The 23,596-nt window shown below is 73.8% G+C and carries 21 protein-coding genes; 11 read left to right on the top strand and 10 right to left on the bottom strand.

Going from position 1 to position 23,596, the window contains the following annotated elements:
* Positions 1–10: 10 nt before the first annotated feature.
* From C7Y72_RS09620 to C7Y72_RS23940, 5 genes are read right to left on the bottom strand one after another with little or no spacing between them, the layout of a single operon-like run.
* Positions 11–1,123, bottom strand: coding sequence for a glycosyltransferase family 4 protein (locus C7Y72_RS09620; RefSeq protein ID WP_107568532.1), 1,113 nt, complete (start codon positions 1,121–1,123; stop codon positions 11–13).
* Complete coding sequence (locus tag C7Y72_RS09615) at positions 1,120–2,586, bottom strand: oligosaccharide flippase family protein (protein ID WP_107568531.1); 1,467 nt, start codon at positions 2,584–2,586, stop codon at positions 1,120–1,122. Before C7Y72_RS09615 ends, C7Y72_RS09620 begins: the two co-directional genes overlap by 4 nt.
* Positions 2,587–2,597: 11 nt before the next feature.
* Complete coding sequence (locus C7Y72_RS09610) at positions 2,598–3,731, bottom strand: glycosyltransferase family 4 protein (protein WP_107568530.1); 1,134 nt, start codon at positions 3,729–3,731, stop codon at positions 2,598–2,600.
* Positions 3,731–4,930, bottom strand: a complete 1,200-nt coding sequence (locus tag C7Y72_RS24320) for a glycosyltransferase (RefSeq protein ID WP_146175314.1) — start codon at positions 4,928–4,930, stop codon at positions 3,731–3,733. Before C7Y72_RS24320 ends, C7Y72_RS09610 begins: the two co-directional genes overlap by 1 nt.
* Positions 4,927–5,739 (bottom strand): class I SAM-dependent methyltransferase, encoded by an 813-nt coding sequence (locus C7Y72_RS23940; protein ID WP_233243791.1) that lies wholly within the window; start codon positions 5,737–5,739, stop codon positions 4,927–4,929. The genes C7Y72_RS24320 and C7Y72_RS23940 overlap by 4 nt, the downstream gene beginning before the upstream one ends.
* A gap of 175 nt (positions 5,740–5,914) precedes the next feature.
* Here C7Y72_RS23940 and gmd point away from each other — a divergent pair, with 175 nt between their 5' ends.
* The gene (gene gmd, locus C7Y72_RS09595; RefSeq protein WP_107568529.1) at positions 5,915–6,883 is read left to right on the top strand and encodes a GDP-mannose 4,6-dehydratase; all 969 of its coding nucleotides are present in this window, start codon (positions 5,915–5,917) and stop codon (positions 6,881–6,883) included.
* Between the two features lie 24 nt (positions 6,884–6,907).
* Here gmd and rfbB read toward each other — a convergent pair whose 3' ends face one another.
* Positions 6,908–7,906 (bottom strand): dTDP-glucose 4,6-dehydratase, encoded by a 999-nt coding sequence (gene rfbB, locus C7Y72_RS09590; protein WP_107568528.1) that lies wholly within the window; start codon positions 7,904–7,906, stop codon positions 6,908–6,910.
* A 36-nt stretch (positions 7,907–7,942) separates the two neighbouring features.
* Here rfbB and rfbA point away from each other — a divergent pair, with 36 nt between their 5' ends.
* Both rfbA and C7Y72_RS09580 read left to right on the top strand, forming a co-directional pair.
* Positions 7,943–8,809, top strand: coding sequence for a glucose-1-phosphate thymidylyltransferase RfbA (gene rfbA, locus C7Y72_RS09585; RefSeq protein ID WP_107568527.1), 867 nt, complete (start codon positions 7,943–7,945; stop codon positions 8,807–8,809).
* A gap of 43 nt (positions 8,810–8,852) precedes the next feature.
* Positions 8,853–9,803, top strand: a complete 951-nt coding sequence (locus C7Y72_RS09580; protein WP_107568526.1) for a lipase family alpha/beta hydrolase — start codon at positions 8,853–8,855, stop codon at positions 9,801–9,803.
* 6 nt (positions 9,804–9,809) lie between these two features.
* On the opposite strand, the gene C7Y72_RS09575 is transcribed toward C7Y72_RS09580, so the two are convergent.
* Complete coding sequence (locus C7Y72_RS09575; protein WP_107568525.1) at positions 9,810–10,772, bottom strand: GDP-mannose 4,6-dehydratase; 963 nt, start codon at positions 10,770–10,772, stop codon at positions 9,810–9,812.
* Between the two features lie 166 nt (positions 10,773–10,938).
* On the opposite strand from C7Y72_RS09575, the gene C7Y72_RS09570 reads away from it, so the two are divergent.
* From C7Y72_RS09570 to C7Y72_RS09560, 3 genes are all read left to right on the top strand, one after another.
* Complete coding sequence (locus C7Y72_RS09570) at positions 10,939–11,769, top strand: WecB/TagA/CpsF family glycosyltransferase (protein ID WP_233243789.1); 831 nt, start codon at positions 10,939–10,941, stop codon at positions 11,767–11,769.
* Positions 11,770–11,896: 127 nt separating this feature from the next.
* Positions 11,897–13,420: an exopolysaccharide biosynthesis polyprenyl glycosylphosphotransferase gene (locus C7Y72_RS09565; protein WP_107568523.1), complete on the top strand. Its 1,524-nt coding sequence runs from the start codon at positions 11,897–11,899 to the stop codon at positions 13,418–13,420.
* Between the two features lie 93 nt (positions 13,421–13,513).
* Positions 13,514–14,773 (top strand): nucleotide sugar dehydrogenase, encoded by a 1,260-nt coding sequence (locus tag C7Y72_RS09560; RefSeq protein ID WP_107568522.1) that lies wholly within the window; start codon positions 13,514–13,516, stop codon positions 14,771–14,773.
* Here C7Y72_RS09560 and cysC read toward each other — a convergent pair.
* Together cysC and C7Y72_RS09550 are read right to left on the bottom strand one after the other, a co-directional pair.
* Positions 14,737–15,279 (bottom strand): adenylyl-sulfate kinase, encoded by a 543-nt coding sequence (gene cysC / locus C7Y72_RS09555; protein ID WP_199223897.1) that lies wholly within the window; start codon positions 15,277–15,279, stop codon positions 14,737–14,739. The genes C7Y72_RS09560 and cysC overlap by 37 nt on opposite strands.
* Entirely contained in the window at positions 15,272–15,907 is a 636-nt protein-coding gene (locus C7Y72_RS09550) for a class I SAM-dependent methyltransferase (protein WP_107568520.1), read from the bottom strand. Before C7Y72_RS09550 ends, cysC begins: the two co-directional genes overlap by 8 nt.
* Positions 15,908–16,007: 100 nt before the next feature.
* Between C7Y72_RS09550 and C7Y72_RS09545 the strand changes: the two genes are divergently transcribed.
* Both C7Y72_RS09545 and C7Y72_RS09540 read left to right on the top strand, forming a co-directional pair.
* Entirely contained in the window at positions 16,008–16,967 is a 960-nt protein-coding gene (locus C7Y72_RS09545; RefSeq protein ID WP_107568519.1) for an NAD-dependent epimerase/dehydratase family protein, read from the top strand.
* Positions 16,968–17,145: 178 nt separating this feature from the next.
* Entirely contained in the window at positions 17,146–18,114 is a 969-nt protein-coding gene (locus C7Y72_RS09540) for a PD40 domain-containing protein (protein ID WP_107568518.1), read from the top strand.
* A gap of 301 nt (positions 18,115–18,415) precedes the next feature.
* On the opposite strand, the gene C7Y72_RS09535 is transcribed toward C7Y72_RS09540, so the two are convergent.
* Positions 18,416–19,579, bottom strand: a complete 1,164-nt coding sequence (locus C7Y72_RS09535) for a glycosyltransferase family 4 protein (RefSeq protein ID WP_107568517.1) — start codon at positions 19,577–19,579, stop codon at positions 18,416–18,418.
* Positions 19,580–19,603: 24 nt separating this feature from the next.
* Here C7Y72_RS09535 and C7Y72_RS09530 point away from each other — a divergent pair, with 24 nt between their 5' ends.
* From C7Y72_RS09530 to C7Y72_RS09520, 3 genes are read left to right on the top strand one after another with little or no spacing between them, the layout of a single operon-like run.
* A complete protein-coding gene (locus C7Y72_RS09530; protein ID WP_199223896.1) occupies positions 19,604–21,289 on the top strand; it encodes a glycosyltransferase family 2 protein in 1,686 nt (561 codons plus the stop codon).
* Between the two features lie 37 nt (positions 21,290–21,326).
* Positions 21,327–22,502: a glycosyltransferase gene (locus tag C7Y72_RS09525; RefSeq protein WP_107568515.1), complete on the top strand. Its 1,176-nt coding sequence runs from the start codon at positions 21,327–21,329 to the stop codon at positions 22,500–22,502.
* Positions 22,499–23,560, top strand: a complete 1,062-nt coding sequence (locus C7Y72_RS09520) for a glycosyltransferase family 4 protein (protein ID WP_146175313.1) — start codon at positions 22,499–22,501, stop codon at positions 23,558–23,560. Before C7Y72_RS09525 ends, C7Y72_RS09520 begins: the two co-directional genes overlap by 4 nt.
* Positions 23,561–23,596 lie beyond the last annotated feature (36 nt).

Genomic DNA, 23,596 nt, shown 5'->3' with positions numbered 1-23,596 from the left:
GTCCCGGCCGTCAGCCGATCGCCTTCGCGTAGGACGCGAGCGTCGTGCGGGCGGTGTTCTCCCACGTGTACGCCGCGACGCGGTCGTGGCCGGCCGCGATGAGCCGCGCCCGGAGCGGCTCGTCGGTGAGCAGCCGCCGCAGCGCGTCGGCGATCGCCCGATGGTCGTGCGGGTCGAACAGCCGCGCCGCGTCCCCAGCGACCTCGGGCAGCGCGCTCACGTTCGAGCAGGCGACCGGGACGTCGCGCGCCATGGCCTCCAGCAGCGGCAGCCCGAAGCCCTCCATGAGCGACGGGAAGACGAGGCAGCGCGCGATGCCGTACAGCGCCTCGAGGTCGTCGTCGTCGACCCAGCCGATGAAGCGCACGCGGTCCGCGACCCCGCGGGCGACCGCCAGGTCACGCAGCGACGCCTCGTAGGCGTTCGGCGACCCCGGCAGCACGAGCTGCGCCGGAGCGTCGAGCAGCGCGAGCGCCTCGATCGCCGCCTCGAGGTTCTTGTGGGCGCGCTTCTGCGCGACGCAGAGCACGACCGGCTCCGCGCCGATCCCGAGGCGCTCGCGGAGCGCCGGAGAGTCCGACACCGGCTCGCGCCGTGCCGGCGGGTCGACCGCCAGCGGCGTGACGTCGATGCGGGACCGCCGGATCCCGAGGTCGGTCACGAGATCCTGCGCTCCGGCCTCGGAGATCGCGATGACGCGGCTGGCCGTGCGTCCGAGCACGCGCGACATCACCCCGAAGACGACGCGGCCCTTCCACTCCATCGAAGCCGGATAGCGCTGCCAGGTCGTGTCGAGGATCGTCGCCACCACCGGCAGCCCCGGATGGACCGGCGGCGCGACGAACGCCAGGCCGTGCAGCACGTCGAGCCCGCGCCGGCGCGCCTGCGGCACCATCGCGGCCAGGTCCCACGCGTAGTGCGCGACCCCGCCGACGCCCACGACCGGCAGGCGGATGACGTCCACGTCCTGCAGCCACGGCTCCTGCGGCGCGTCGCGCCCGACCCAGGCGGTGAACTCCGCGGCCGGCTCCACGGCCCGGATCCCGCGGATCAGCCCCTCCGCGTAGGTGGCGCTGCCGCCGGAGTCGGTCGCGAGGAAGGTGAGGTTGAGGCCGATCTTCATGCGTTGCGGGTGCCGAGCGGGCCGGGCAGATGGTCCTGGATCTCGCGCGGGAGTGCGCGCAGGGCGATCACGAGCCCGAGGTAGATGACTCCGGCGACCAGCGTGCCTGGGAGTGCGGGGAAACCACTGGACAGGCCGACGCCGACCGCGGCCGCCGCCGACAGCAGGACCTTTGGCACCGCCCGCAGCTCGGCGGTCAGTGCGACACCGGCACGGTGAACGATCAGGGCGTTGCCGACGGCCAGCGTCACCTCGGCGGTCGCGGTGGCGACCGCCGCACCCGTGGCACCCCAGGTGGCGGTGAACGTGGGGACGAGGACTACGCACGCGACCAGCGCCCCCAGGTTCGCGTAGAGGACGCCGCGGTGCAGGTGCAATCCGAGGGCGGCGTACCCCCAACCCGCGGCGAGGAACGACGCCACCAGGCCGACGCCGTGGATGCGAAGCACGTCCGCCGCCGGGGCGAACTCCGCTCCGGCGACCACGTCGATGACCACCGGCGCGCCGACGACGAGCGCTACGGCCACACCCACACCGAGAACCAACGAGACGTCGAGGATCCGGCCGAGGGCGTAGGCGAGACGCGAGTGGTCGTCGCGCGCTGCCCGGGCGAGGATCGGGAAGGCGGTGCCGACGAGCAGCGCAGGGACGGCGATGAGCGCTTCAACGCCGCGGAACGACGCGCCGAAGTAGCCGGTCTCGTCCGCCGTCGCGATGAGCGACACCAGCACGACGGCGAGCCGGAAGTACAGCGCTCCGATCGCGGTCGCGATCGCGTAGACGAGCGTGTCGCGCAGCAGCGCGATGGCGCGCCGCAGATGAAAGGCGGGGCGCAGCGGCATCGTCCCGCGGGCGGCCAGCGCGATGAACACGAGCGCGACGAGGTTGCCGACGAACGCGGCAAGGAAGAGCTCGAGCAGGCTCGCGTCGAGGACGACGAGTACGACCACCGCCACCGCGGTCGCGGCTTGGCGCAGCACGTCCGCCGCCGTGACCCAGCCCAGGCGCAGCTGGGCCTGCAGACCGACACCGTAGGCGTTCTGCAGCACCGTGAACACGACCGCCACACCGGTCACGGCCGTGCCGGCCACGAGCGTCGAGTCGTACCCGATCGCTGCGGCGACCGCGACCGCGACGAGCACCCCGACGAGGGTCAGCACGAGGCGCAGGCCGAGGAGGTCGCGCAGGATGCGGTCGCGCTCCTCCCCGCTTCTCGTGGCGTATTCGCGCACCGCGATGATGGTCAGACCCGCGTCGGTGATGCCGGCGGCCAGCAGGGCAAGAGCCTGAACCGAGACGTAGCGGCCACCGTCCTCGACCCCGAGGTGCCGGAAGAGCACGGCAGCCGATCCAAGCGACAGGACGATCCCGAGGGCGTAGCCGACGACGCGCAACGCACCGCCGCGGATCGCAGCGCCCCCGGCGTCGGGGGAGTCGAGAAGGTCGCCTTCGGGCGCGGGCACGGTGCGTGAGCCTACGGACCGGCGAGCGCGCGCTCGTAGACAGCGAGGGTCTCACGGGCGCAGCGGTCCCAGGTGAACTCCGCAGCGCGCGTGCGACCGCGATCGACGAGCTCGGCGCGTCGGCGCGCGTCCTGCAGCAGGCGTCGGAGTGCTGCCGCGATCGCCGCCGGGTCGAGCGGGTCGAACAGCTCCGCCGCACTCCCTGCGACCTCCCCGAGCGCTCCGGTGCCCGAGCAGGCGACCGGGACCTCACGGGCCATGGCCTCGAGCACCGGGAGCCCGAACCCCTCTTCGAGCGACGGAAGGCAGCAGCAGGTCGCTGCCGCGTACAAGCCCTCGAGGTGCTCCTCCGACACCCAGCCGACGAACCGGACGCGGTGGGCCACCCCGAGACGGTCGGCGGTCGCGCGGAGCTCCTCCTCGTGCGGCGTGGGGAACCCGACCAGGGCGAGCACCAGCGGCTCCTGGATCTGCGCCACCGCCTCCAGCAGTCTCTGGAGGTTCTTGTGCACACGTTTCTGCGCAACGCAGAGGACGAGGGGTGTTCCGTCGGGAAGGGCGAGACCGAGCTCCTCCCGGGGCGCTGGGACTGCCCGGGAGGCGACCTCGCCGCCGAGCGCGGTGACGTCGACCTTCCCCGGCTTGATCCCCAGGGTGGCGACCACGTCGTCGGCGACCGTTCGGGAGATGGCGATCACGCGGTCGGCACCGCGGGCGCTGGGACGGACGGTGAGTCGCATTCCGAGACGGGTGCGGGCGTCCAGCAACGTGGGGTAACGGGTGTAGACGAGGTCGGGGATGGTCACGATGCTCCGGACCCCGGGTGACACCGGCGGCGCGATGTAGGCGGGGCCGTGGATCAGGTCCAGACGATGGCGGCGGGCGAGCGCCGGAAGACCGAGCCACTGCGCTCCGGTCGTCGCGAGGATCCAGCCGGGTGGCCCTGCCGTGACGCGGATTGGCAGCTCGACCCACTCGACCGCCGCGGCCCAGTCGGCACGACGCACGTCGGCCGGCAGGTCGCGCGACGCGAAGCCGACGACCTCGACGCCCGACCGCACCAGGCCCGCGGTGAGCTCGCGCATGTAACGACCGACCCCACCGCTTCGCTCGACGAGGTAAAGGAGGTTGAGCCCTACGCGCATCACGCGGCAACCTCGATCAGCAGTCGTTCGTACGCCGCCGCCGTCGACGCCCAGCCCCAGCGTTCGCGGACGTCCGCGGCAGCGGCCACGACCCGCTCAGCGACCGCACCGTCCTCCCCGTCGAGCACGGCGACCAGCGCCGCGCCGAACTGCTGCGCGTCGCGTGGGAGGCGCAGGCCGGTGACGCCCGCATGGACGGTCTCACGAAATCCCCCCTCGTCGACCGCGACGACCGGGAGCTCGGCCGCCATGGCCTCGAGCGTGACGAGTCCGAAGGGCTCGCGGATCTGGCCGGCGGCCAGGACCCCGCATCGGTGATAGAGCCCGACGAGCTCGGGGAACGGAATCGCTTGCCGGAGGTCGAGCTCGACCCCGCGGGCCGCCGCCAGGTCGCGAAGCTGCCGCTCGACGAGCCCTCGGTCACCGACGATCGTGAGCGGCGGGCGTCGCGACCGCGGAATCGTCGCGAGCGCCTCGATGACGAAGTCGTGGCCCTTCAGCGGGTGCAGCGCGCCGATGGCCAGGACGCGCCGCTCACGCGGGCGCAGGTCGTCGGTGGCGCCGACCGGCGGCGCGAAGTCCTCGACGCGGACACCAAGCGGAACGACCTCCGCGTCTCGCCCGTAGAGGTCGCGCACGGCGGCGGCAGTGAAGTCCGAGTGCGTGACGACGCGCGTCGCCGCCCGGACGGCCCGCTGGTCGAGCGCGATCCGCTTGCGCTCGAAGGGGTTCAGTCCACGCCGCGTCAACGTCCATCGCAGGCCCTCCGGCCGCGCGAAATCGGGCTCGGGCTCGTAGGCGGTGCGCAGCGGCTCCGGCACATAGGTCAGCGACGGCGTCGTGGCGAGAGCCGGGAGGACCTCGGAGCCACCGGTCAGCTCAGTCGGCAGGACCAGCGCGACGTCGTGGCCGCCGCCGTCGACCGCCCGGGCCAGGACCCGTCCGCGGCGCGGCAGGGCCCACAGTTCGCGATACCGGTCGGCCGGAGTGCTGGGTCGCAGCGCGGGCGGCACGATCCGCGTGACCGACACTCCCGCCGGGAGGCCCACCAGGCGCGCCCCGGACGCGGGCTCGGGGCGCGGCGTGTAGACCGTGAAGCGATGCTGCGGGAGCTGGGCGAGCACCTCGGCCAGGACGCGGTAGGCGCCTCCGGCCTCGGGGAGGTCGTGAATGACGGCGACGTCGAGACGGCCGCTCACGCGACCGCGACCGGCTTCGTGAGCGCGATCATCGCGGGCGAGCCGATCCAGTCGTCGCCGTCGTACTCGGCGATGTCGGCCGGGCGCAGGAAGCGCGGGGCCAGCAGCGCCATCACCCAGCCCCACGGGAGCCGGAAGCGCAGGGCGTGCAGCGGCTGCGACCGCGGCTCGTAGTACCAGCGGGAGAGCTTCGCCCCGGGCTCGGCGAGGTTGACCCGGTGAGACACGACCAGGCCGGTCGGGCCGACGATCCGGTCCTGCAGGAGCTGTTCGTCGTAGAGGTGCTCGAAAAACACCTTTTCGCCGCTGCGTCCATAGACGTCGCCACGCTTGCTGATCGTGCCGCTCCGCAGCGGGTTGAACGGCACCGAGACGACGAGTCGGCCGCCCGGCTTGAGGACACGTGCGAGCTCGGCCATCGCGCGGTCGTCACCGTCAGGAATGTGCTCGATCGTGGAGATCGCGGCGATCCGATCGAACGTCTCGTCCGCGAAGGGCAACTGCGTCGCGTCCGCGGACACCACCTCGATCCCGGTGCCGGGCGGGAGTTCCGCACCGATGTCGTCGCGCAGGTCGATCGCGGTGACCCGCAGCCCGGCCTCGGCGGCGTGCTGGCTGAACTCCGCTCGCCTTCCCGCACCGACGTCGAGCAGGGTGTGCCCCGCGCGCGCCTCGAGGAGGCGCGCGGCGAGCGGGTACTCGACCGCGCGCGAATAGTCGGGCCCCTGCAGCAGCCAATCCCGCGTTGGCATCCGGCGCAGGCCAGCGCGGACGTACTGCTGGGTGGTCAGGACGAAGTCGTCGCTCACGCGGGCAGCGTAGCCCCGCGGACCGTGGGTCCGTGGTCCCGCGCTCGCGCAGGCACCCGGCGGGCCCGCCTACAAGAGCGCTCCTTCCGGACGCGAGGCGCGTTTGGACGGAGGTGCGCGCGCCCGCATCTCACGGCGCGTGTCGGCCCCTATCTGCGACCCTCCCCGATTGACCATGGCTCAGAAGACCGCATTCATCACCGGCATCACCGGCCAGGACGGCTCGTATCTCGCCGAGCTGCTGCTCGAGAAGGGCTACGACGTCCACGGCATGGTGCGTCGCGCGTCGACGGAGAAGTTCGACCGCATCGAGCACCTGCGCGAGAAGATCACGCTGCACCAGGCGGACCTGCTGGACCACCGGTCGCTGGTCGACGCGCTGCGCGCGAGCAAGCCGGACGAGATCTACAACCTGGCGGCGATGAGCTTCGTCGCGGTGTCGTGGGTGCAGCCCACGCTGACCGCGGAGTTCACGGGCGTGAGCGTCACGCGCATCCTCGAGGCGATGCGCGAGGTGTGTCCCGAGGCGCGCTTCTACCAGGCGAGCAGCTCGGAGATGTTCGGCAAGGTGCTCGAGGTCCCGCAGACCGAGGACACCCCGTTCTACCCGCGCTCGCCCTACGGCGTCGCGAAGGCGTACGGGCACTTCATCACGGTCAACTACCGCGAGTCCTACGACCTGCACGCGACGAGCGGCATCCTCTTCAACCACGAGTCCCCGCGACGCGGCCTGGAGTTCGTCACGCGCAAGGTCACGTGGCACGCGGCGGCGATCAAGCACGGCCTGCGCGAGAAGCTCTACCTCGGCAACCTCGACGCGCAGCGCGACTGGGGCTACGCGAAGGACTACGTCGAGGCGATGTGGCTGATGCTCCAGCAGGACAAGGCCGACGACTACGTCATCGCGACCAACGAGACGAACACGGTCGAGCGGTGCGTCGAGGTCGCGTTCGACGAGGCCGGCCTGGGCGACTGGAAGCAGTACGTGGAGATCGACCCGCAGTTCGTGCGGCCCGCCGAGGTCGACCTGCTGATCGGAAGCTACGAGAAGGCGGAGCGCGACCTCGGCTGGAAGCCGAAGACGAGCTTCGAGGAGCTCATCCGCCTGATGACGCGCTCGGACCTGGAGCTGCTGAAGAAGTAGCGCCCACCGGCGCGCCGCCCGGGCCTACTGGCCGCGAGCGGCGTACTTGCGCTCGGTGGCGTCCTTCTGCGGGCGCCACCAGGCCTCGTTGTCGCGGTACCAGGCGATCGTGTCCGCGAGGCCTCGGTCGAAGTCGCCGAACGCCGGCGACCAGCCGAGCTCGTCCCGGAGCTTCGTGGAGTCGATCGCGTAGCGGCGGTCGTGACCGGCCCGGTCGGTCACCCACTCGATGTCGTCCTCGGGTCGCCCGAAGCCGCGCAGGAGCGCGCGGACGACGTCGATGTTCGCCTGCTCGCCGTCCGCCCCGATGAGGTACGTCTCGCCGATGCGGCCCCGCTCGAGGATCGCCAGGACGGCGGAGGAGTGGTCCTCGGTGTGGATCCAGTCGCGCACGTTCAGCCCGTCGCCGTACACGCGCGGCCGCCGGCCGTCGATCAGCTCGGTGATCTGCCGCGGGATGAACTTCTCCACGTGCTGCCAGGGGCCGTAGTTGTTCGAGCAGTTCGACAGCGTCGCCTGCACGCCGAACGAGCGCACCCACGCGCGGACGAGGTGGTCGGACCCGGCCTTGGACGCCGAGTACGGCGAGGACGGCTCGTACGGGGACGACTCGCTGAACCGCTCGGGGTCGTCGAGCTCCAGGTCCCCGTACACCTCGTCGGTGGAGACGTGGTGAAACCGGGTGCCGTGGCGGCGCGCGGCCTCCAGCAGCACGAACGTCCCGATGATGTTCGTCTCGATGAACGGGCGCGGGTCGCTCAGCGAGTTGTCGTTGTGCGACTCGGCCGCGTAGTGCACGACCGCGTCGGCGCCCGCGACCAGCGGGTCGACGACCTGCTCGTCGGCGATGTCCCCGACGACGAGCTCGACGCGGTCACGCGGCAGGCCCTCGAGCGACGCCTCCGAGGCCGCGTAGGTGAGCTTGTCCAGCACCGTCACGTGGGCGTCCGTGCGGGCGACGAGGTGGTGGACGAAGTTGGAGCCGATGAAGCCCGCTCCACCGGTCACGAGGATCCTGCGCATGCCCTGGAGGGTAGCCCGACCCCTAGGGTTGTCGGCATGAAGGGCATCATCCTCGCCGGCGGGACGGGCTCCCGGCTGCATCCGATCACCCTCGCGGTGAGCAAGCAGCTGGTCCCGGTCTACGACAAGCCGATGATCTACTACCCGCTCAGCACGCTGATGCTCGCGGGGATCCGGGACATCCTCATCATCACCACGCCGCACGATGCCCCGGGCTTCCACCGCCTGCTCGGCGACGGCTCCCAGCTCGGCATCAACCTCACGTACGCGCAGCAGCCCAGCCCCGACGGCCTCGCCCAAGCGTTCACGATCGGTGCCGACCACATCGGCGACGACCGGGTCGGCCTGATCCTCGGCGACAACCTCTTCTACGGCTCCGGCCTGGGCTCCCAGCTGCGGCGCTTCGAGCACCTCGACGGCGCGGCGGTGTTCGGCTACAAGGTCAGCGACCCGACCGCGTACGGCGTCGTCGAGTTCGACGAGGACTTCAAGGCGATCTCGCTGGAGGAGAAGCCCGCGCGCCCCCGCAGCCCGTACGCGGTCCCGGGCCTCTACTTCTACGACAACTCGGTCGTCGAGCACGCCCGGCAGCTGCAGCCCAGCGCGCGCGGCGAGCTCGAGATCACCGACCTCAACCGCATCTACCTCGAGGCCGGCACCCTGCAGGTCGAGATCCTGCCGCGCGGCAGCGCCTGGCTCGACACGGGGACCTTCGACGACCTCAACGACGCGTCGGACTACGTGCGCGCGGTCGAGAGCCGGCAGGGCCTGAAGATCGGGGCCCCGGAGGAGATCGCCTGGCGGCAGGGCTGGCTGAGCGACGACGAGCTGCGCGAGCGCGCCCAGCCGCTGGTGAAGAGCGGCTACGGCGAGTACCTGCTGGACCTCGTCCGCACGGACTGACCGACCCGTCACCCGAGAAGCTACGCGCATGTATGTTTGGGCCATGTCCCGTCTGCGCGCCCTGCTCCTCGCACTGCTGGCCTGCGGCACCGTGCTCGTCGCCGGCGCCGCTCCCGCCTCGGCCCTCAGCTCGCTGAAGGACCCGCCCCCGGGCGCCAACGACTTCTCCTGCCAGCCGTCCGCCGCGCACCCGCGCCCCGTGGTCCTGCTCCACGGGCTCGGGGCGACGATGAGCGAGAACTGGAGCTACCTCTCGCCGATCCTCAAGCGGGAGGGCTACTGCGTCTTCGCGCTCACCTACGGCCTGGACCCGCGCCTGCCCAGCCGCGGCGGCACGATCTCCGTGACGCGCTCCGCCCCCGAGGTCGGCGCGTTCGTCGACCGCGTGCTCCAGGCGACCGGCGCGACGCAGGTCGACTTCGTCGGCCACTCCGAGGGCACGTTCACGCCCGAGTACTGGCTCAAGGTCCTCGGCGGCGGCCCGAAGGTCCACACCTACGTGGCCTGGACCCCGCTGTACGACGGCACGAAGCTCCTGGGCGTCAGCCAGCTGCGCGACCTGCTCGCGCCGACCGGCCTCTCGAAGCTCGGGGTCGACCTCTTCAACACGTTCTGCGAGTTCTGCACCGAGGTGCTCGCCGGCTCCGACGTGGTGCGCCAGCTGAACGTCGGCGGCTCCGGGACGCCGGGCGTGCGGTACACGACGATCATGACCCGCTACGACGAGCTGGTCGTCCCGTACACCAGCGGGATCAACGACCGGCCGGACGCGACGAACATCGTGCTGCAGGACGTCTGCCGCAAGAACCTCTCCGAGCACCTGCTCGTCGCCGTCGACCCGGCGGTCGCGCGGCTGACGCTCAACGCCCTGGATCCGGCCAACGCCCGTCCCGTGCGCTGCGACCAGCCGCTCGGGGCGCAGCCGGCAGCCGCGAAGGCCGCGAAGAAGCGCGCCACCGTCAAGAAGCGCGCCGCCACGAAGCGGCGCGGCTGAGAAGGGTCAGCCCGCGGCGCGGAGCTCGGCGAGATCGGTCTCGACCATCTCGCCGATCATCTGCGCGAAGCCGATGCGGGGCTCCCAGCCGAGCACCTCGCGTGCCCGGGTCGGGTCGCCGAGCAGCTGCGTCGGCTCGGGCGGACGGACGAACTCCGGGTCGACGACGACCCGGCCCGCGGGATCCACGCCGACGTGCGCGAACGCCGCGTCGACGAGGTCCTTGACGGTCCGCGGCACCCCGGACGCGAACACGTAGTCGCCCGGGACGTCGTGGCGCAGGGCCAGCACCGCGCCGCGCACGACGTCGCGCGCATCGGTCCAGTCGCGCTGCGCACCGAGATCCCCGAGCCGCAGCTCGTCCTGCAGGCCCAGCGAGATCGCCGCCGCGCCGCGCGTGATCTTGCGCGGCACGAAGTGCGGCGGACGCCGCGGGGACTCGTGGTTGAACGTGATGCCGGCACTCACGTGCTGGCCGTGACGCTCGCGCAGGAGGGCGATCAGCTGGTGGGCGGCGAGCTTCGCGACCCCGTACGGGCTGCGCGGCCGCTTGGGCGAGTCCTCGTCCTGCGGGGACACGCCCGCATCACCGAAGATCTCGCTGGAGGTCGCGACGTACACGCGCATCGCCGGGTCCGTCTCGCGGGCCGCGGCCAGGATCGTCGAGGTCGCGCCCGCGATCGCCGCCACGGTCGTCGTCGGGTCGTCCCAGGAGGCGGGCACGAACGTCGGCGCGGCCAGGTGGTAGAGCTCGTCGGGCTCGACGTCCCCGACCGCCGCGCGCAGGGACGCCGGGTCCAGCAGATCGCCCTCGACCAGCCGGACGCGACCGGTCAGATGCGCGAGGTTCGGGCCGTCCCGGTCCTCCGCCCGGATCAGGCCGACGACGTCGGTCCCGTCCTCCAGCAGCAGGTCCGCCAGGTAGGAGCCGTCCTGGCCGGCGATGCCGGTGATGAGGGCGCGAGGCACGCCGCGGAGGGTAGTGCAGGAACCCGCCCAGGGTTTGCCCCGGGCAACTTCGGGGGAATTCTGGAGTAGTCACGACAGAAGGAACGCGACTTTCCCCCGCGAAGCGCGTTCCGACTGACGTACCCTCGCCGTTCCGGGGGACGTCCCCATGAGTTCCGAGCACGCCTTGAGCCTTCAGAATCCCGCGCACAGCTTCGAGCCCGCACAGCTCGTCGAACCCGACGAGGCCGCGGTCCCGCCGCCGAGCGTCGACGTCCTCGGGGTGCCGCTCGCGCTGACGACGTACGAGCGGGCGATGGAGTGGATCGACGCGCGCGTCGAGACAGGCGAGAAGGGCTACGTCTGCGTCGCCGCCGTCCACACCGTCATGGCCTGCCAGGAGGACGAGGAGCTGCGCCGCGCGGTCCTCAACTCGTCGCTGACCGTCCCGGACGGCCAGCCGCTCGTCTGGGCGATGAACGCGCTCGGGAGCAACCTGCCGTCGCGGGTCTACGGGCCCGAGCTGATGGCCCGCCACTGCGAGCGGTCCGCCCGCACCGGCACCCGGATCTTCCTCTACGGCGGTCGCAACCAGGGCGCGCTCGTGCAGCTCGCGCTGAACCTGCGCCGACGCTACCCCGGCCTGAAGATCGTCGGTGGCTACAGCCCGCCGTTCCGGCAGCTCTCCGCCGAGGAGGAGCAGGGCGTCGCCGACGAGATCAACCGCTCCGGGGCGGACGTCGTCTGGGTCGGCATCGGCGTGCCGAAGCAGGAGAAGTGGATGGCCGCGATGCGCGACAAGCTCGACGCCCCGGTCCTGATCGGCGTCGGCGCCGCCTTCGACTTCCACGCCGGCCTCGTCGCGCAGGCGCCCAACTGGGTGCAGTCGCTGGGCATGGAGTGGGCCTACCGGCTGAGCCGCGAGCCCAAGCGCCTGTGGAAGCGCTACGCGAAGTACAACCCGTGGTTCGTCCTCGGGTTCGCGCGGCAGTGGGCCGGCGCGCGCCTCGGCGTCTGAGCGCGCCACATCTCGTCCCGTTTCCCCCGCGGAAACGTGACCAATCGGTTTCGCGCTTGCTTTCGACCCGACTTCTGTGCGACGGTTCACACGGCAGGGGGGCCATGAGCGACACCTGTCGTCGTACATGGGAACTCCAGCACGCGCCAAGAAACCTGACTCCGGCCACGGCGGCGCCCCGACCGCGCTGCGCCGCCGCTTCCGTCCGCGGGGCGTCGGCCCGGCCACGGACCCGTCCCTGCGGGTCGAGCGTCGGCAGCGCCCGCGCGACGTCCTCGGCGACTACCCGCAGCAGGCCGTCCCGCGCCGGCTCCTGGAGCGCGAGCGCAACTACCGCCGGTCGCTGTTCGCCGCCGACCTGGTCGCCGGGCTCCTCGCGCTCGTCCTGAGCCTCGCCGTCCTGGGCGCCGACACGATGTCCGCGCCCGCCGCCCTGTTCGCGCTGCCGCTCCTCGCGGGACTGTCCAAGCTCCACGGCCTCTACGACCGCGACGACCTGCTCGTCCGCAAGACGACGATCGAGGAGGTCCCCAAGCTCTTCCAGCACGCGGTCCTCGCCACGCTCGTGATCGTCATCGCCGACGGCCACCTCGGCATCGGCGAGGTCGGTGACCGCCAGGCGCTCGCGCTCTGCGGCCTGCTCGTCTCGCTGACGACCGTCTGCCGCATGCTCGCGCGGCGCGTCGCCGGCGGCATGAGCCAGCCCGAGCGCATCCTCGTCCTCGGCAGCGCCGAGGCGGAGCGCAACCTCCACGAGCGCGCCGCCGGCCGCGTCGGGGCCGAGTTCGTCGGCGCCGTCCCGCTGGAGCGCGTCGGCAGCCACGAGGACCTCCGCCGGCTCGTCGGCGCCTTCGACGTCGACCGCGTGATCATCGTGCCGTCGGACCTCGCCGCCGCCACCGACACGCCCGAGCTGATCCGGGCCGCGAAGGCCGCCGGCGTGCGCGTCTCGGTCCTGCCGGGCGTCCTGGACGTCGTCGGCTCCCAGGTCGAGTTCGACGACGTCTTCGGCGTCACCCTCCTGGGCGTCCGCCGGTTCGGGCTCACCCGCTCCTCGCGCGCCGTCAAGCGCGGCTTCGACATCACCGTGGCGGTGCTCGCCGGCCTCGTCGCGCTGCCGGTCGTGGCGCTCGCCGCGATCGTCATCAAGCTCGACTCCCCCGGCCCCGTGTTCTTCCGCCAGGAGCGGATCGGCTTCCGCGGCCGCCGTTTCCGGATGGTGAAGCTCCGCACGATGGTCGACGGGGCCGACGCGATGAAGGGCGAGCTCGCCGCGCAGAACGAGGTCGCCGACGGGATGTTCAAGATCGCGGAGGACCCGCGGGTGACCCGCGTCGGGCGGCTGCTGCGCAAGACGCACCTCGACGAGCTGCCGCAGCTCTACAACGTGCTGCGCGGCCAGATGAGCGTCGTCGGCCCGCGACCGCTGATCCGCAACGAGGACGAGCGCATCACCGGCCTGGACCGTCGCCGGCTCGAGCTGACCCCGGGCATGACCGGTCCGTGGCAGATCCTCGGCTCGCACCGGCGGATCCCGATGGGCGAGATGCTGAAGCTCGACTACCTGTACGCGGCCAACTGGTCGCTGTGGAACGACCTCAAGATCCTCCTGCGGACCGCGGCGATCGTGCTGCGCCGCCACGGCGTCTGACGACGACCCGTCGCGGTTTGCGCCACTTCGGCGCACCGCAGCCGTTCCTGCAGGCATGAGCAGCGAACCCCGCGCCGGTACCCTGGGAGCCGGATGAGCACCCTCGACGTCGCAGTGATCGGGACCGGCCGCGTCGGCCTGCCCCTCGCCCTGGCCTTCGCCGACCGGGGCCTCAACGTGCTGGGCGTCGACCGCTCGCCGCAGATCCTCGAGGCGGTCCGCGACGGGCGGATGCCGTTCGAGGAGCCCGGCGCCCCCGAGGTCCTGCAGCGCGTCACCGCCGCCGGGACGATCAGCTGGTCCGACCGGGTCGCCGACGCGGCGGCCGCCGACCACGTCGTGATCACGCTCGGAACCCCGTCGTTCAGCCACATCGAGATCGACCTGCGCGACATCCGCTCGGTCCTCGACGACCTCCTGCCGCACCTGCGCCCCGGCACGAGCCTGACGCTGCGCTCGACGATCGCGCCGCGCACCACCGCGTTCGTCGCCGGCTACCTGCGCAAGCACCGTGACTTCCGCATCGGCGAGGACGTCTTCGTCGCGCACGCCCCCGAGCGCATCGCCGCCGGGCGCTTCTTCGAGGAGATCGTGTCGCTGCCGTGCATCGTCGGCGGCGTCGGCGAGCGCTCCGGCGAGGTCGTGGGCGAGCTGTTCTCCGTGTTCGGCGCGCCGATCGTGCAGACCACGCCCGAGCAGGCGGAGCTCGCGAAGATCTGGACGAACATCCTCCGCTACGCGACGTTCGCGCTGCCGAACCTCCTGATGATGGACTGCGAGCAGTACGACGCGAACGTCTTCGAGGTCATCGACCTGATCAACCGCGACTACCCGCGCGGCGGCATGAAGCTCCCCGGCTTCACCGCCGGGACGTGCCTGCGCAAGGACTTCGCGTTCAGCGAGGAGCGCTCGACCGCGCCCGGCATGCTGCTCGCCGCCTCGCGGGTGAACGAGAGCGTGCCGCTGTTCCTCGTCGAGGGCGCCAAGCGCCGCCTCGGGTCGCTGGAGAACAAGAAGGTCGCGGTGCTCGGCCTCGCGTTCAAGTCCGCCACCGACGACGAGCGCGACTCGCTGTCCCACAAGCTCATCCGACTGCTCGAGCGCGAGCTCGCCGACGTCGCGGTCCACGACCCGTGGGTCACGACGCCGACGCAGCCGCTCACCGACGCGCTCGACGGCGCCGACGCGGTGATGGTCGCCGCCAACCACCCGGAGTTCTGCACGGCGGAGACGCTCGCCGCGATCGCCGCGTGCGCGACACCGTCGGCGCTGGTGATCGACCCCTGGAACTGCTGGGGCGCCGGCCAGGTCTTCGGCTACGCGAGCGAGCTCGCGGCGCTGCGCACGGCCTGAGCGATCCGGGCGGCCGCCCGCGCGGCGGACTCCTCCTCGGTCGCGACGACGAGCTCCGCGGCGCACGGGGGCTCGTACGGGGCGTCGACCCCGGTCAGGCCGGTCAGCTCACCCGCGCGGGCCCGGGCGTAGAGACCCTTGGGGTCGCGGCGCTCGCACTCCCGCAGCGACGTGCGCACCCACACCTCCAGGAACGGCACGCCGGCCGCGACGTGGGCCGTCCGTGCGGCCGCCCGGTCGGCGCGCAGCGGCGAGACGAGCGCCACGACCGCGACGAGACCGTCGCCCGCCAGCAGCGCGGCGAGCTGCGCCGTGCGACGCGCCTGCTCGGCGCGGTCCGCCGGGCTGAACCCCAGGTCCCGGCTGAGCCCGCGGCGCAGGCGGTCCCCGTCCAGCAGGACGGCGCGCGCGCCCGTCGCGGCGAGCGCGGGGACGAGCGCGTCCCCGATCGTCGTCTTCCCGGCCCCCGAGAGGCCGGTGAGCCACACGGTGGCGCCGTCAGGCACGCTGCGCGACACCCCAGCGCCGGTCCGGGCCGGGCACGGAGGCGTCGTCGTCGGGGTGCGGGTCGTCGTCGCCCTCCACCGAGCACCAGACCTGCGGCCGGACGAGGATGCCGCGGAGGACGAGGTCGTCCCAGACGCGCTGGACCTCCACCCCCCAGGGAGCCTGCGGCAGGAGGTCGTCGACGACGATCAGCGCCTCGGCCGTCGCGGCGCGGGAGCCCCACTCGACGTCCGAGCGGGCGACCTCCTCGGTGTGGCCGCCGTCCACCAGCACGAGGTCCGCCCACGCGCCACGCTCCGCCGCGAACGCGGGCAGCGTCTCCCGCGAGTCCCCGAGGACCAGCGAGAAGCGGTCGCCGAAGCGGTCGGACAGGTGCGCGGAGCAGGGCGCGACGTACTCGTGGAGGCCCAGGTCGAACGCCACGACCTCGACCGCGTCGGTCGCCGTGAGGAACGCCGCGGACCCGGCGCCCGCGTTGAAGCCGATCTCCACGACCCGTACCCGGCGGTCGCCGAGCCCGCGCACGAGCCGCTGGAAGTGCCGGCGCTGCGCGACGCTGGAGCCGCCCTCGAACGAGCCGCCCGCCGCCAGGTCACCGAGTTCTGCGACGAGGGTCTCGACGTCCATCGGGCGCCGACGCTAGCACCTCGGCGTGCCCCGGCCGCGCCGTGGGACAGGCGCGTCGGCACCGGTCGGCGCGGCCCCGTCCACTACGCTGGCGGGCGCTATGAACCGCGTTCTCGTCACCGGCGGTGCCGGCACCATCGGCGCCGCCGTCGTCCGTCGTCTGCTCCGCGACCCGCTCTACGAGGTGCGCGTGTCCGACCAGCGCGAGGCGCCGCAGTGGATGCGCGAGGGCTGCGAGGTCCACCAGGGCGACCTGCGCGACCTCGACGAGGCGCGCGCCGCCACGCAGGGCTGCACGCACGTCATCCACCTCGCCGCGATCGTCGGCGGGATCGGCAACTTCCACAAGCTGCCGTACACGCTGACCGAGATGAACAACGGCCTGTACAACGGCGTCGTGCGGGCGGCGATCGACCTCGGCGTCGAGCGGTTCGTCTACGTGTCGAGCTCGATGGTGTTCGAGCGCGCCACGGAGTACCCGACCACCGAGGAGCACATCTGGACCTGCCCGGTGCCGAAGAGCGCCTACGGGTTCAGCAAGCTCACCGGCGAGGTGTACGTCCGCGCCGCGCACGACGAGCACGGCCTGCCCTACACGATCTGCCGTCCGTTCAACGCGTACGGACCGGGCGAGATGCCCGAGGACGAGCCCGGCATCGCGCACATGGTCCCCGACGTGATCAAGAAGTGCCTGAAGCTCACCGACGGGCAGCCGCTGCCGATCTTCGGGGACGGGACGCAGACCCGGACGCTCACCCACATCGACGACATCGCCGACGGCATCGTCGCGTCGATGAGCTCGCCCGCCGGGCTGCTCGAGGACTTCAACATCAGCGCCGACCGGGAGATGACGGTCGCGGAGATCGCCCGGGTGATCTGGGAGCAGTGCGGCCTCGCGCCCGACGCGTTCGCGCTCGAGCACCTGCCCACCTACGAGGTCGACGTCGTGCGCCGCTGGCCCGACGTCTCCAAGGCGGAGCGCCTGCTCGGCTGGAAGGCGCAGATCGACGTCGAGGACGGCATCGGCCGCACCGTCGACTGGCTGCGCACCGTCGTCTGACCCAGGAACTGCGACGCGCTGTGTCGCACTCTGTACGGTTCGTTGCCCACCTCCGTGTGAACTGGACCTCACACGAAGAGTGGGCGTCGGCCCCCGGGCCGACACGGCTCGCCCCGCCGGTGCCCCCGGGCGCCGGCCGGGGCGGGCCACCGCCGTCCGAGAGAAGGGAGAGCACGTCATGACGACCGGCACCCGACCCCGAGCCGCCGCCCTCCTGGGGTGCGTCGCGGCCCTCGCCGCGGCCGCGCCGGCCGACGCCGCCTTCCCCGGCCGCAACGGCGCCCTGGTCTTCACCTCCACGAAGGCCGGCAGCCACGACATCTACGCGCTTACGCGCGGCGCCCGCGCGCCGCGCATGATCGTCGGCGGCCCGCTGCGTCAGCAGCAGCCCGCCGTCTCCCCGGACGGCCGGACCGTCGCCTACAAGACCGTGACCGCCGACCCGCGCGACGAGGAGACCTGGCTCGCCCCGTTCGACGGCCGCGGCCCCGCCCGCGCGCTCACCGACACGCCCGGCGACCTGCGGTTCTCCACCCAGCCCGGCTGGACCGCGGACGGCGAGCGGCTGCTCGTGCGCTCCAACCGGGGTGGCCCGTACGACGTGTGGTCGATCCGCGCAGGCGACGGCGGTGACCCGATCCGCCTGACCGCCGATGACGCAAACGACCTCTACCCCGTGTCCTCGCCCGACGGCCGGCGGATCGCGTTCCGCTCCGACCGCGCCGGCGATCCGGACATCTGGATCATGGACGCGGACGGCTCCAACGCCCGCAATCTCACCGCGGGAAGCGGGCTCTGGGAGTCGGCGCCGTCATGGTCCCCGGACGGCCGGCGGATCGCGTTCGAGCGCGCCTCGCTGCCCGGGAACCCCGACGCCGACCCGGCGGTCGAGGCCTCCGACGAGATCTGGACGATGGACGCGCGCGGCGGCCGCGAGCAGCGCCTGACGACCAACACGACGAAGGACGAGGGCCCGGCCTGGTCGCCCGACGGCCGGCTGATCGCGTTCACGAGCGAGCGCGCCGATCCCAAGGGCGACATCTGGGTCATGCGCCGCGACGGCCGCGCCCAGCGGTCCGCGTACGCGAGCCCCGGCGTCGAGGAGTCGCCCGAGTGGCAGACGCTCCCGCGGCGCCGCGGGCGGTAGCCGGGCGCGGCCGAGCCCGCCGAGTGGACGCCTGGTCCTTCCCTGAAGGATGAGGCGTCCACAGGGCCGCTGCGAGCGGGACGGGGTGGGCGCGGGCAGACAGACGGGCCCGGCGGACCTGTGGACACCAGCACCTTCCCGGAAGGACGAGGCGTCCACTCGGCGCGCCCAGGAGGCGCCGCGGGCTCGGAGGGCGTTGGGCGCTTGGCGCGGCGCGGCTCGCGCGTCCCGCCGCGGCGCGGACGTTCCGGCGCGGCGTGGGCGCCCGGGCTCGACGTGGGCGCTCCGACGCGGCGCCGCGCTATCCCGGTCGCGTGGCGGCGCGCGCCGCCGCGTAGACCGCGCGCAACTGCGGGGCGACGACCTCGGGGGCCGCGCGGCGGCGGGCGGCGTCCAGGGCGCGGGCCGGGGCGTCCGCGTCCGCGCGCGCGGCGAGCGTCGCCGCGGCCAGCGCCGGCACGTCCCCCGGGGGGACGAGCGTCACGTCGTCGCCGAGCTCGCGCAGCGCACCCATCGCGGTCGCCACCACCGGCAGGCCGGCGGCGAGCGACTCCAGCGCCGCGAGGCCGAAGCTCTCGTGCGCCCGGGTCGGGACGAGCGCGACGCTCGCCTCCGCACGCAGGCGCGCCAGCGCCGCCCCGTCGACGTGCCCGTGGAAGGTGACGTCGGCGCCCGCGGCACGCTGGGCCAGGGCCCCCGCCAGCGGTCCGTCACCCGCCACGACCAGCGGCACCCCCGCCTCGCGGCACGCGTCGATCGCCAACTCGACGCCCTTCTCGGGCGCGAGCCGCGAGACGACCAGCGCCGGACCGTCCGGCGCCCGCGACGGCACCTGCGGCTCGGGCACCCCGGGCGGGCGGTCCAGCGACCGCACGAGGTTCGCCACGACGTGGATGCGGTCCCCCGCGGGCAGCGGCGCGCCCAGGGCCCGCAGGCGCTCGAGCGCGCTCACGCTCGGCACGACGACGACGTCCGCCTGCGCAACCAGGCGCGCCGACCAGGCGGCCAGCGACGTCGCGTACAGGGCCGCCTCGCGCGCATCCCCGCGGCAGCGCAGCCGATACCCGGGCCGGGTGTCGCGGCCGTGGCAGCGCGTGCAGTCCCGGCCGTCCGGATCGATCGTGGTGCCGACCGCGCAGACGAGCCGCGAGTTGTGCAGGTGCAGCACCACCCGGGCCCCGGCGTCCCGGGCGGCCGCGAGCGCCCGGTAGCCGAACGTCGGGTTCAGGTTGTGGGCGTGCACGACGTCCGCCCCGGTCCGGCGGACCGCGTCCGCGACCTCCCCCGGACGCAGGCCCCCGCGCACCAGCCCGACCGCGGCCGCCGCCGACGTCGTGCGGGCACTGTCGCGCTCGAGCCGCTCGACGCGCTCGCCCAGGTGCGAGGACGCCAGCCAGACGAGGTCGTCGACCGCGCGCTCCTCGCCGCCGAGGACCCGATAGCGATGGTGCAGGACGAGGATCACCGTGCCTGCAGGCTAGCCTCAGTGGTGCCCGTGCCCGTCCGCGCCGCCGTCATCGTCCCCACCCAGGCCCGCCCCGACTACCTCGCGGTCGCGCTCGCGTCGCTCGCCCCGCAGGTCACCGCGGCGGGCGCTCGGCTGCTCGTCGTCGACGACGGCCCCGGCGAGGAGACCCGGCGCGTGACGCTCGCGCACGGCGCGGAGTACGTCGCGCACGAGCGGCCCAGCGGGCTCAACGCGGCCCGCAACACCGGGATCGCCGCCGCCGCCGACGCCGACCTGCTCGTCTTCGTCGACGACGACGTCGAGGTCCGCGACGGCTGGCTCCCCGCGCTCCTCGCCGCCGCCGAGGAGCTGCCCGAGGACGTCGGCGTCCTCACCGGCCCGATCCGCGCCCGCTTCGAGGACCACCGCTTCTGGCGCTGCGGACGCGAGGGCGCGCCGGTCACCGAGCTCGACCTCGGCCCGGTCGACGTCGACGCCCCGCACGCCTGGGGCGCGAACATGACCGTGCGCCGCAGTGCCGTCGAGCGCGTCGGCGCGTTCGACGAGTCCCGCCACCTGTACGGCGACGAGCAGGAGTGGCAGGACCGCTGGCGCGCCGTCGGCGGCCGCATCCGCTACGTCGCCGCGGCGGCGCTCGACCACCGTCGCGCCGGGGACGACGCCCGGATGCGCTCGCTCATGCGCGCCGCGTTCCGCCGCGGCCGGGCGAGCCGCCGCTTCGACGCGTTCAAGCGCACCCAGCCGTCCACCGCGCAGGAGCTGCGGGTCCTCGCCGGCTGCCTGCTGCACGGACCGCGGCGCCTGTGCATGAACGGCCCGGTGCTCGCCGCGCACTCCGCCGGTCGCGTGCGCGAGCTGCTCGCCGAGTGGCACCCGCGTCACCGCGCCCCGGCCGCCGCCGGCACGCCAGACTTCCTCTCCGGCACCTCCGGGACCGTCGGCGGACGCCGCGCCGTGCTGCGCCGCCACGGCGACCGCTACCTGGACCGGCGCACCCGGCGCCGCCGCCGCGCGCTGCGCCGGCGCGCCGAGGCGCCCGACGCGCCCCGCCGTCGCGTCCTCGTCCTCGGCGTCGAGCGTCCCGACGTCGCGAACACCATGGCGGCGTCGCACGCCGAGCTCGCCCGGTCCGTGCACGACGTCGAGGTCCGCACCGCGATCGCCGGGACCGCCGGCAAGTTCGAGAACCTCAACCGGCTGCTCGCCCAGGCGTCGCTGGAGCGCGTCGACTGGCTGCTGGTGATCGACGACGACGTCGACCTGCCCACCGGGTTCCTCGACGTGTTCCTCCTCACCTGCGAGGAGGCGGGCCTGCGGCTCGCCCAGCCCGCCCACCGGCTCTCCTCGCACGCCGCCTGGGACGTCACCCGTCGCCGCGACCGGGCCGCCGACTGGCGCGAGACGACGTTCGTGGAGATCGGGCCCGTCACCGCGTTCCACCGCGACACGTTCCGCACGCTGCTGCCGTTCCCCGATCTGCGGATGGGCTGGGGACTCGACCTGCACTGGGCGGCGGTCGCCGCCCAGCACGGCTGGCCGATCGGCGTCGTGGACGCCACCCCGGTCGGGCACGAGCTGCGGCCCGTCGCCGACACCTACCCGCGTGACGAGGCGGTCGCCGAGGCGACCGCGTTCCTGCGCACGCGCCCGTACGTCCCGCGCGACGAGGTCCGCACCGTCCGGTCCGGGCGGATCCCCGTCCCGTGACGGGCACGCCGGGACGGTCGGGTACCGTCCCCGGCCGATGAAGGTCCTGCACGTCGCCGAGTTCTACCCGCGGGCCCACGACCCGGTCCTCGGAATATGGGCGCACAAGCAGGCGCTCGCCGCGCGCGACGCGGGCGTCGACGTGCAGGTCCTCGTGCTGCACCGCGTCGTGCCGCCGTCCGCCACCCCGAAGGCGCAGCTGGCCTCCGCCGCGCTCGCCCTGTGGCGCCACCCGCGCCTGCGGGAGCTCGACGGGCTGACCGTCCGCTACGTGCCGTTCGTGTCGCCGCCGCGACCCCGGTCCTACGGCTCCTGGGGCGCCTGGGCCGCCCCGGTCCTGCGCCGCGAGCTGCCCCGCGTGCGCCGGTCGTTCCGCTTCGACCTGCTGCACGCCCACAACGCCGTCCCGGCCGGCGACGCGCTGCGCCGCGCGATGCCCGCCGCGCCCGCGGTCGTCTCCGTGCACGGCGGGGACGTGTTCTTCACCGCCGGTGCGTTCACGGACGGCCACCGCAACGTCGTCGCCGCGTTCGGGCACGCGCGGCTCGTGCTCGCCAACTCCGACGGGGTCGCCGACCGCGCCCGGGCGCTCGGGGCGCCCGCGGAGCGCACCCGCGTCGTGCGGCTCGGCGCCGACGTGCCGCCGACCTCCCCCCGCCAGTACGACCACCCGACGCTCGTCACCGTCGCGCACCTCGTCGGCCGCAAGCGCCAGGGGGACGTGATCCGGGCGCTGTGGCTGCTGCGCGACCGCCACCCCCACCTGCGCTACCTCGTCGTCGGCGACGGCCCGGAACGCGGGACGCTCGAGCGGCTCGCCGCGGACCTCGAGCTGGCGGACCGCGTCGAGTTCGCCGGGCAGCGCCCGCACGACGAGGCCGTCGCGCTCTGTCACGGCGCCGACCTGTTCGTCATGCCGAGCATCGACGAGGCGTTCGGCGTCGCCTACGTGGAGGCGATGGCGGGCGGGGTGCCCGCGATCGCGTCGCTCGGGGAGCCCGGTCCGGGCGAGATCGCGCAGGTCGGGGACGGGCTCGCGCTCGTCCCGCCCGGGGACGTCGAGGCGCTCGCCGGCCAGATCGACGCGCTGATCGCCGACCGGGCCGCGCTCGGACGGCTCGGTCGCCGTGCCCGCCAGACGGTCGAGCGCGCGTTCACCTGGCAGCGGTGCGGGGAGGCGACGGTCGCCGCCTACGAGGAGGCACTGCGGTGAGCGGGCGCGACGGGGCCCCGGTCCTGTTCGTCACCAACCACGTGCCGCCGGACCGCACTGGCGCGTTCGCCGCGCTGCACGAGCGCGTCGGGATCGAGCTCGCGCTGTTCGGCGGCCGCTCACACCACGCCACCGGAGGCGTCGAGGACCCCGGCGTGCCGCACCGCCACGTCGCCCAGCGCGACATCGCGGCGCTCGCCGCCCGGGGCGGTCCGTGGCGCGCGGTCGTGTGCGGCACGGCCGGGAGGATCGCGCTGCCCGCCGCCTACGCGGGTGCGCGGCGCGGACGGACCCCGTTCGTCCTCTGGAGCGCCCTGTGGGCGCCCGTGCGCACCCCCGCCCACCGGCTCGCCGCCCCGCTGCTGCGCCGCATCCACGCCGACGCCGACGCGGTCGTGGTCTACGGGCCGCACGTCGCCGCGCACGCGCGACGCCAGGGCGCGCGGTGCATCCACACCGCGCCGCAGGCGGTCGACGCCGCGTTCTGGGGTGCGCCCGCCCCGGGCGCCGCGCCGACCGCGCGGCCGTTCACCGCCGTCTTCGTCGGCCGGCACGCGCCCGGCAAGGGCCTCGACGTGCTGCTCGACGCGTGGCCGGGGGTCGGCGACGGCCGCCTGTCGCTCGTCGGGGTCACCGAGCGCGACACCGGCCGCCCACGCGTCCCCGGCGTGACCGCGCACGGACCCGCGACCCCCGAGGAGGTCCGCAACTTCCTGGCCGACTCGGACGTTCTGGTCGTACCGTCGGTCGCCACGCCCGCCTTCCGCGAGCCGTGGGGACTCGTCGCCAACGAAGCCATGCACCAGGGTCTCCCCGTCATCGCCACCGACGCCGTCGGCGCCGCCGCCGGTGGTCTGGTGCGCGACGGCCGCAACGGGCTCGTCGTCCCGGCCGGCGACGCGACGGCCCTGCGCGACGCGCTCGTGGCCCTGCGCGAGGATCCGGCGCTGCGCGCGCGCCTCGGGGCCGCCGCGCGCCGCGACGTCGCGCCCTACACCTTCGCCGCGTGGGCCGAGGGCCTGCGTCAGGGCATCGACGCGGCGGTCGCCCGCGCATGATCCGACGGCCCCGGCCGGGCGCCGCGCCTCCTCCCG

It is taken from the genome of Paraconexibacter algicola (genome assembly GCF_003044185.1).
Classification (GTDB): domain Bacteria; phylum Actinomycetota; class Thermoleophilia; order Solirubrobacterales; family Solirubrobacteraceae; genus Paraconexibacter; species Paraconexibacter algicola.
Note: the sequence above shows the minus strand (reverse complement) of the source record. Positions and strands in the feature narration are given on the sequence as shown.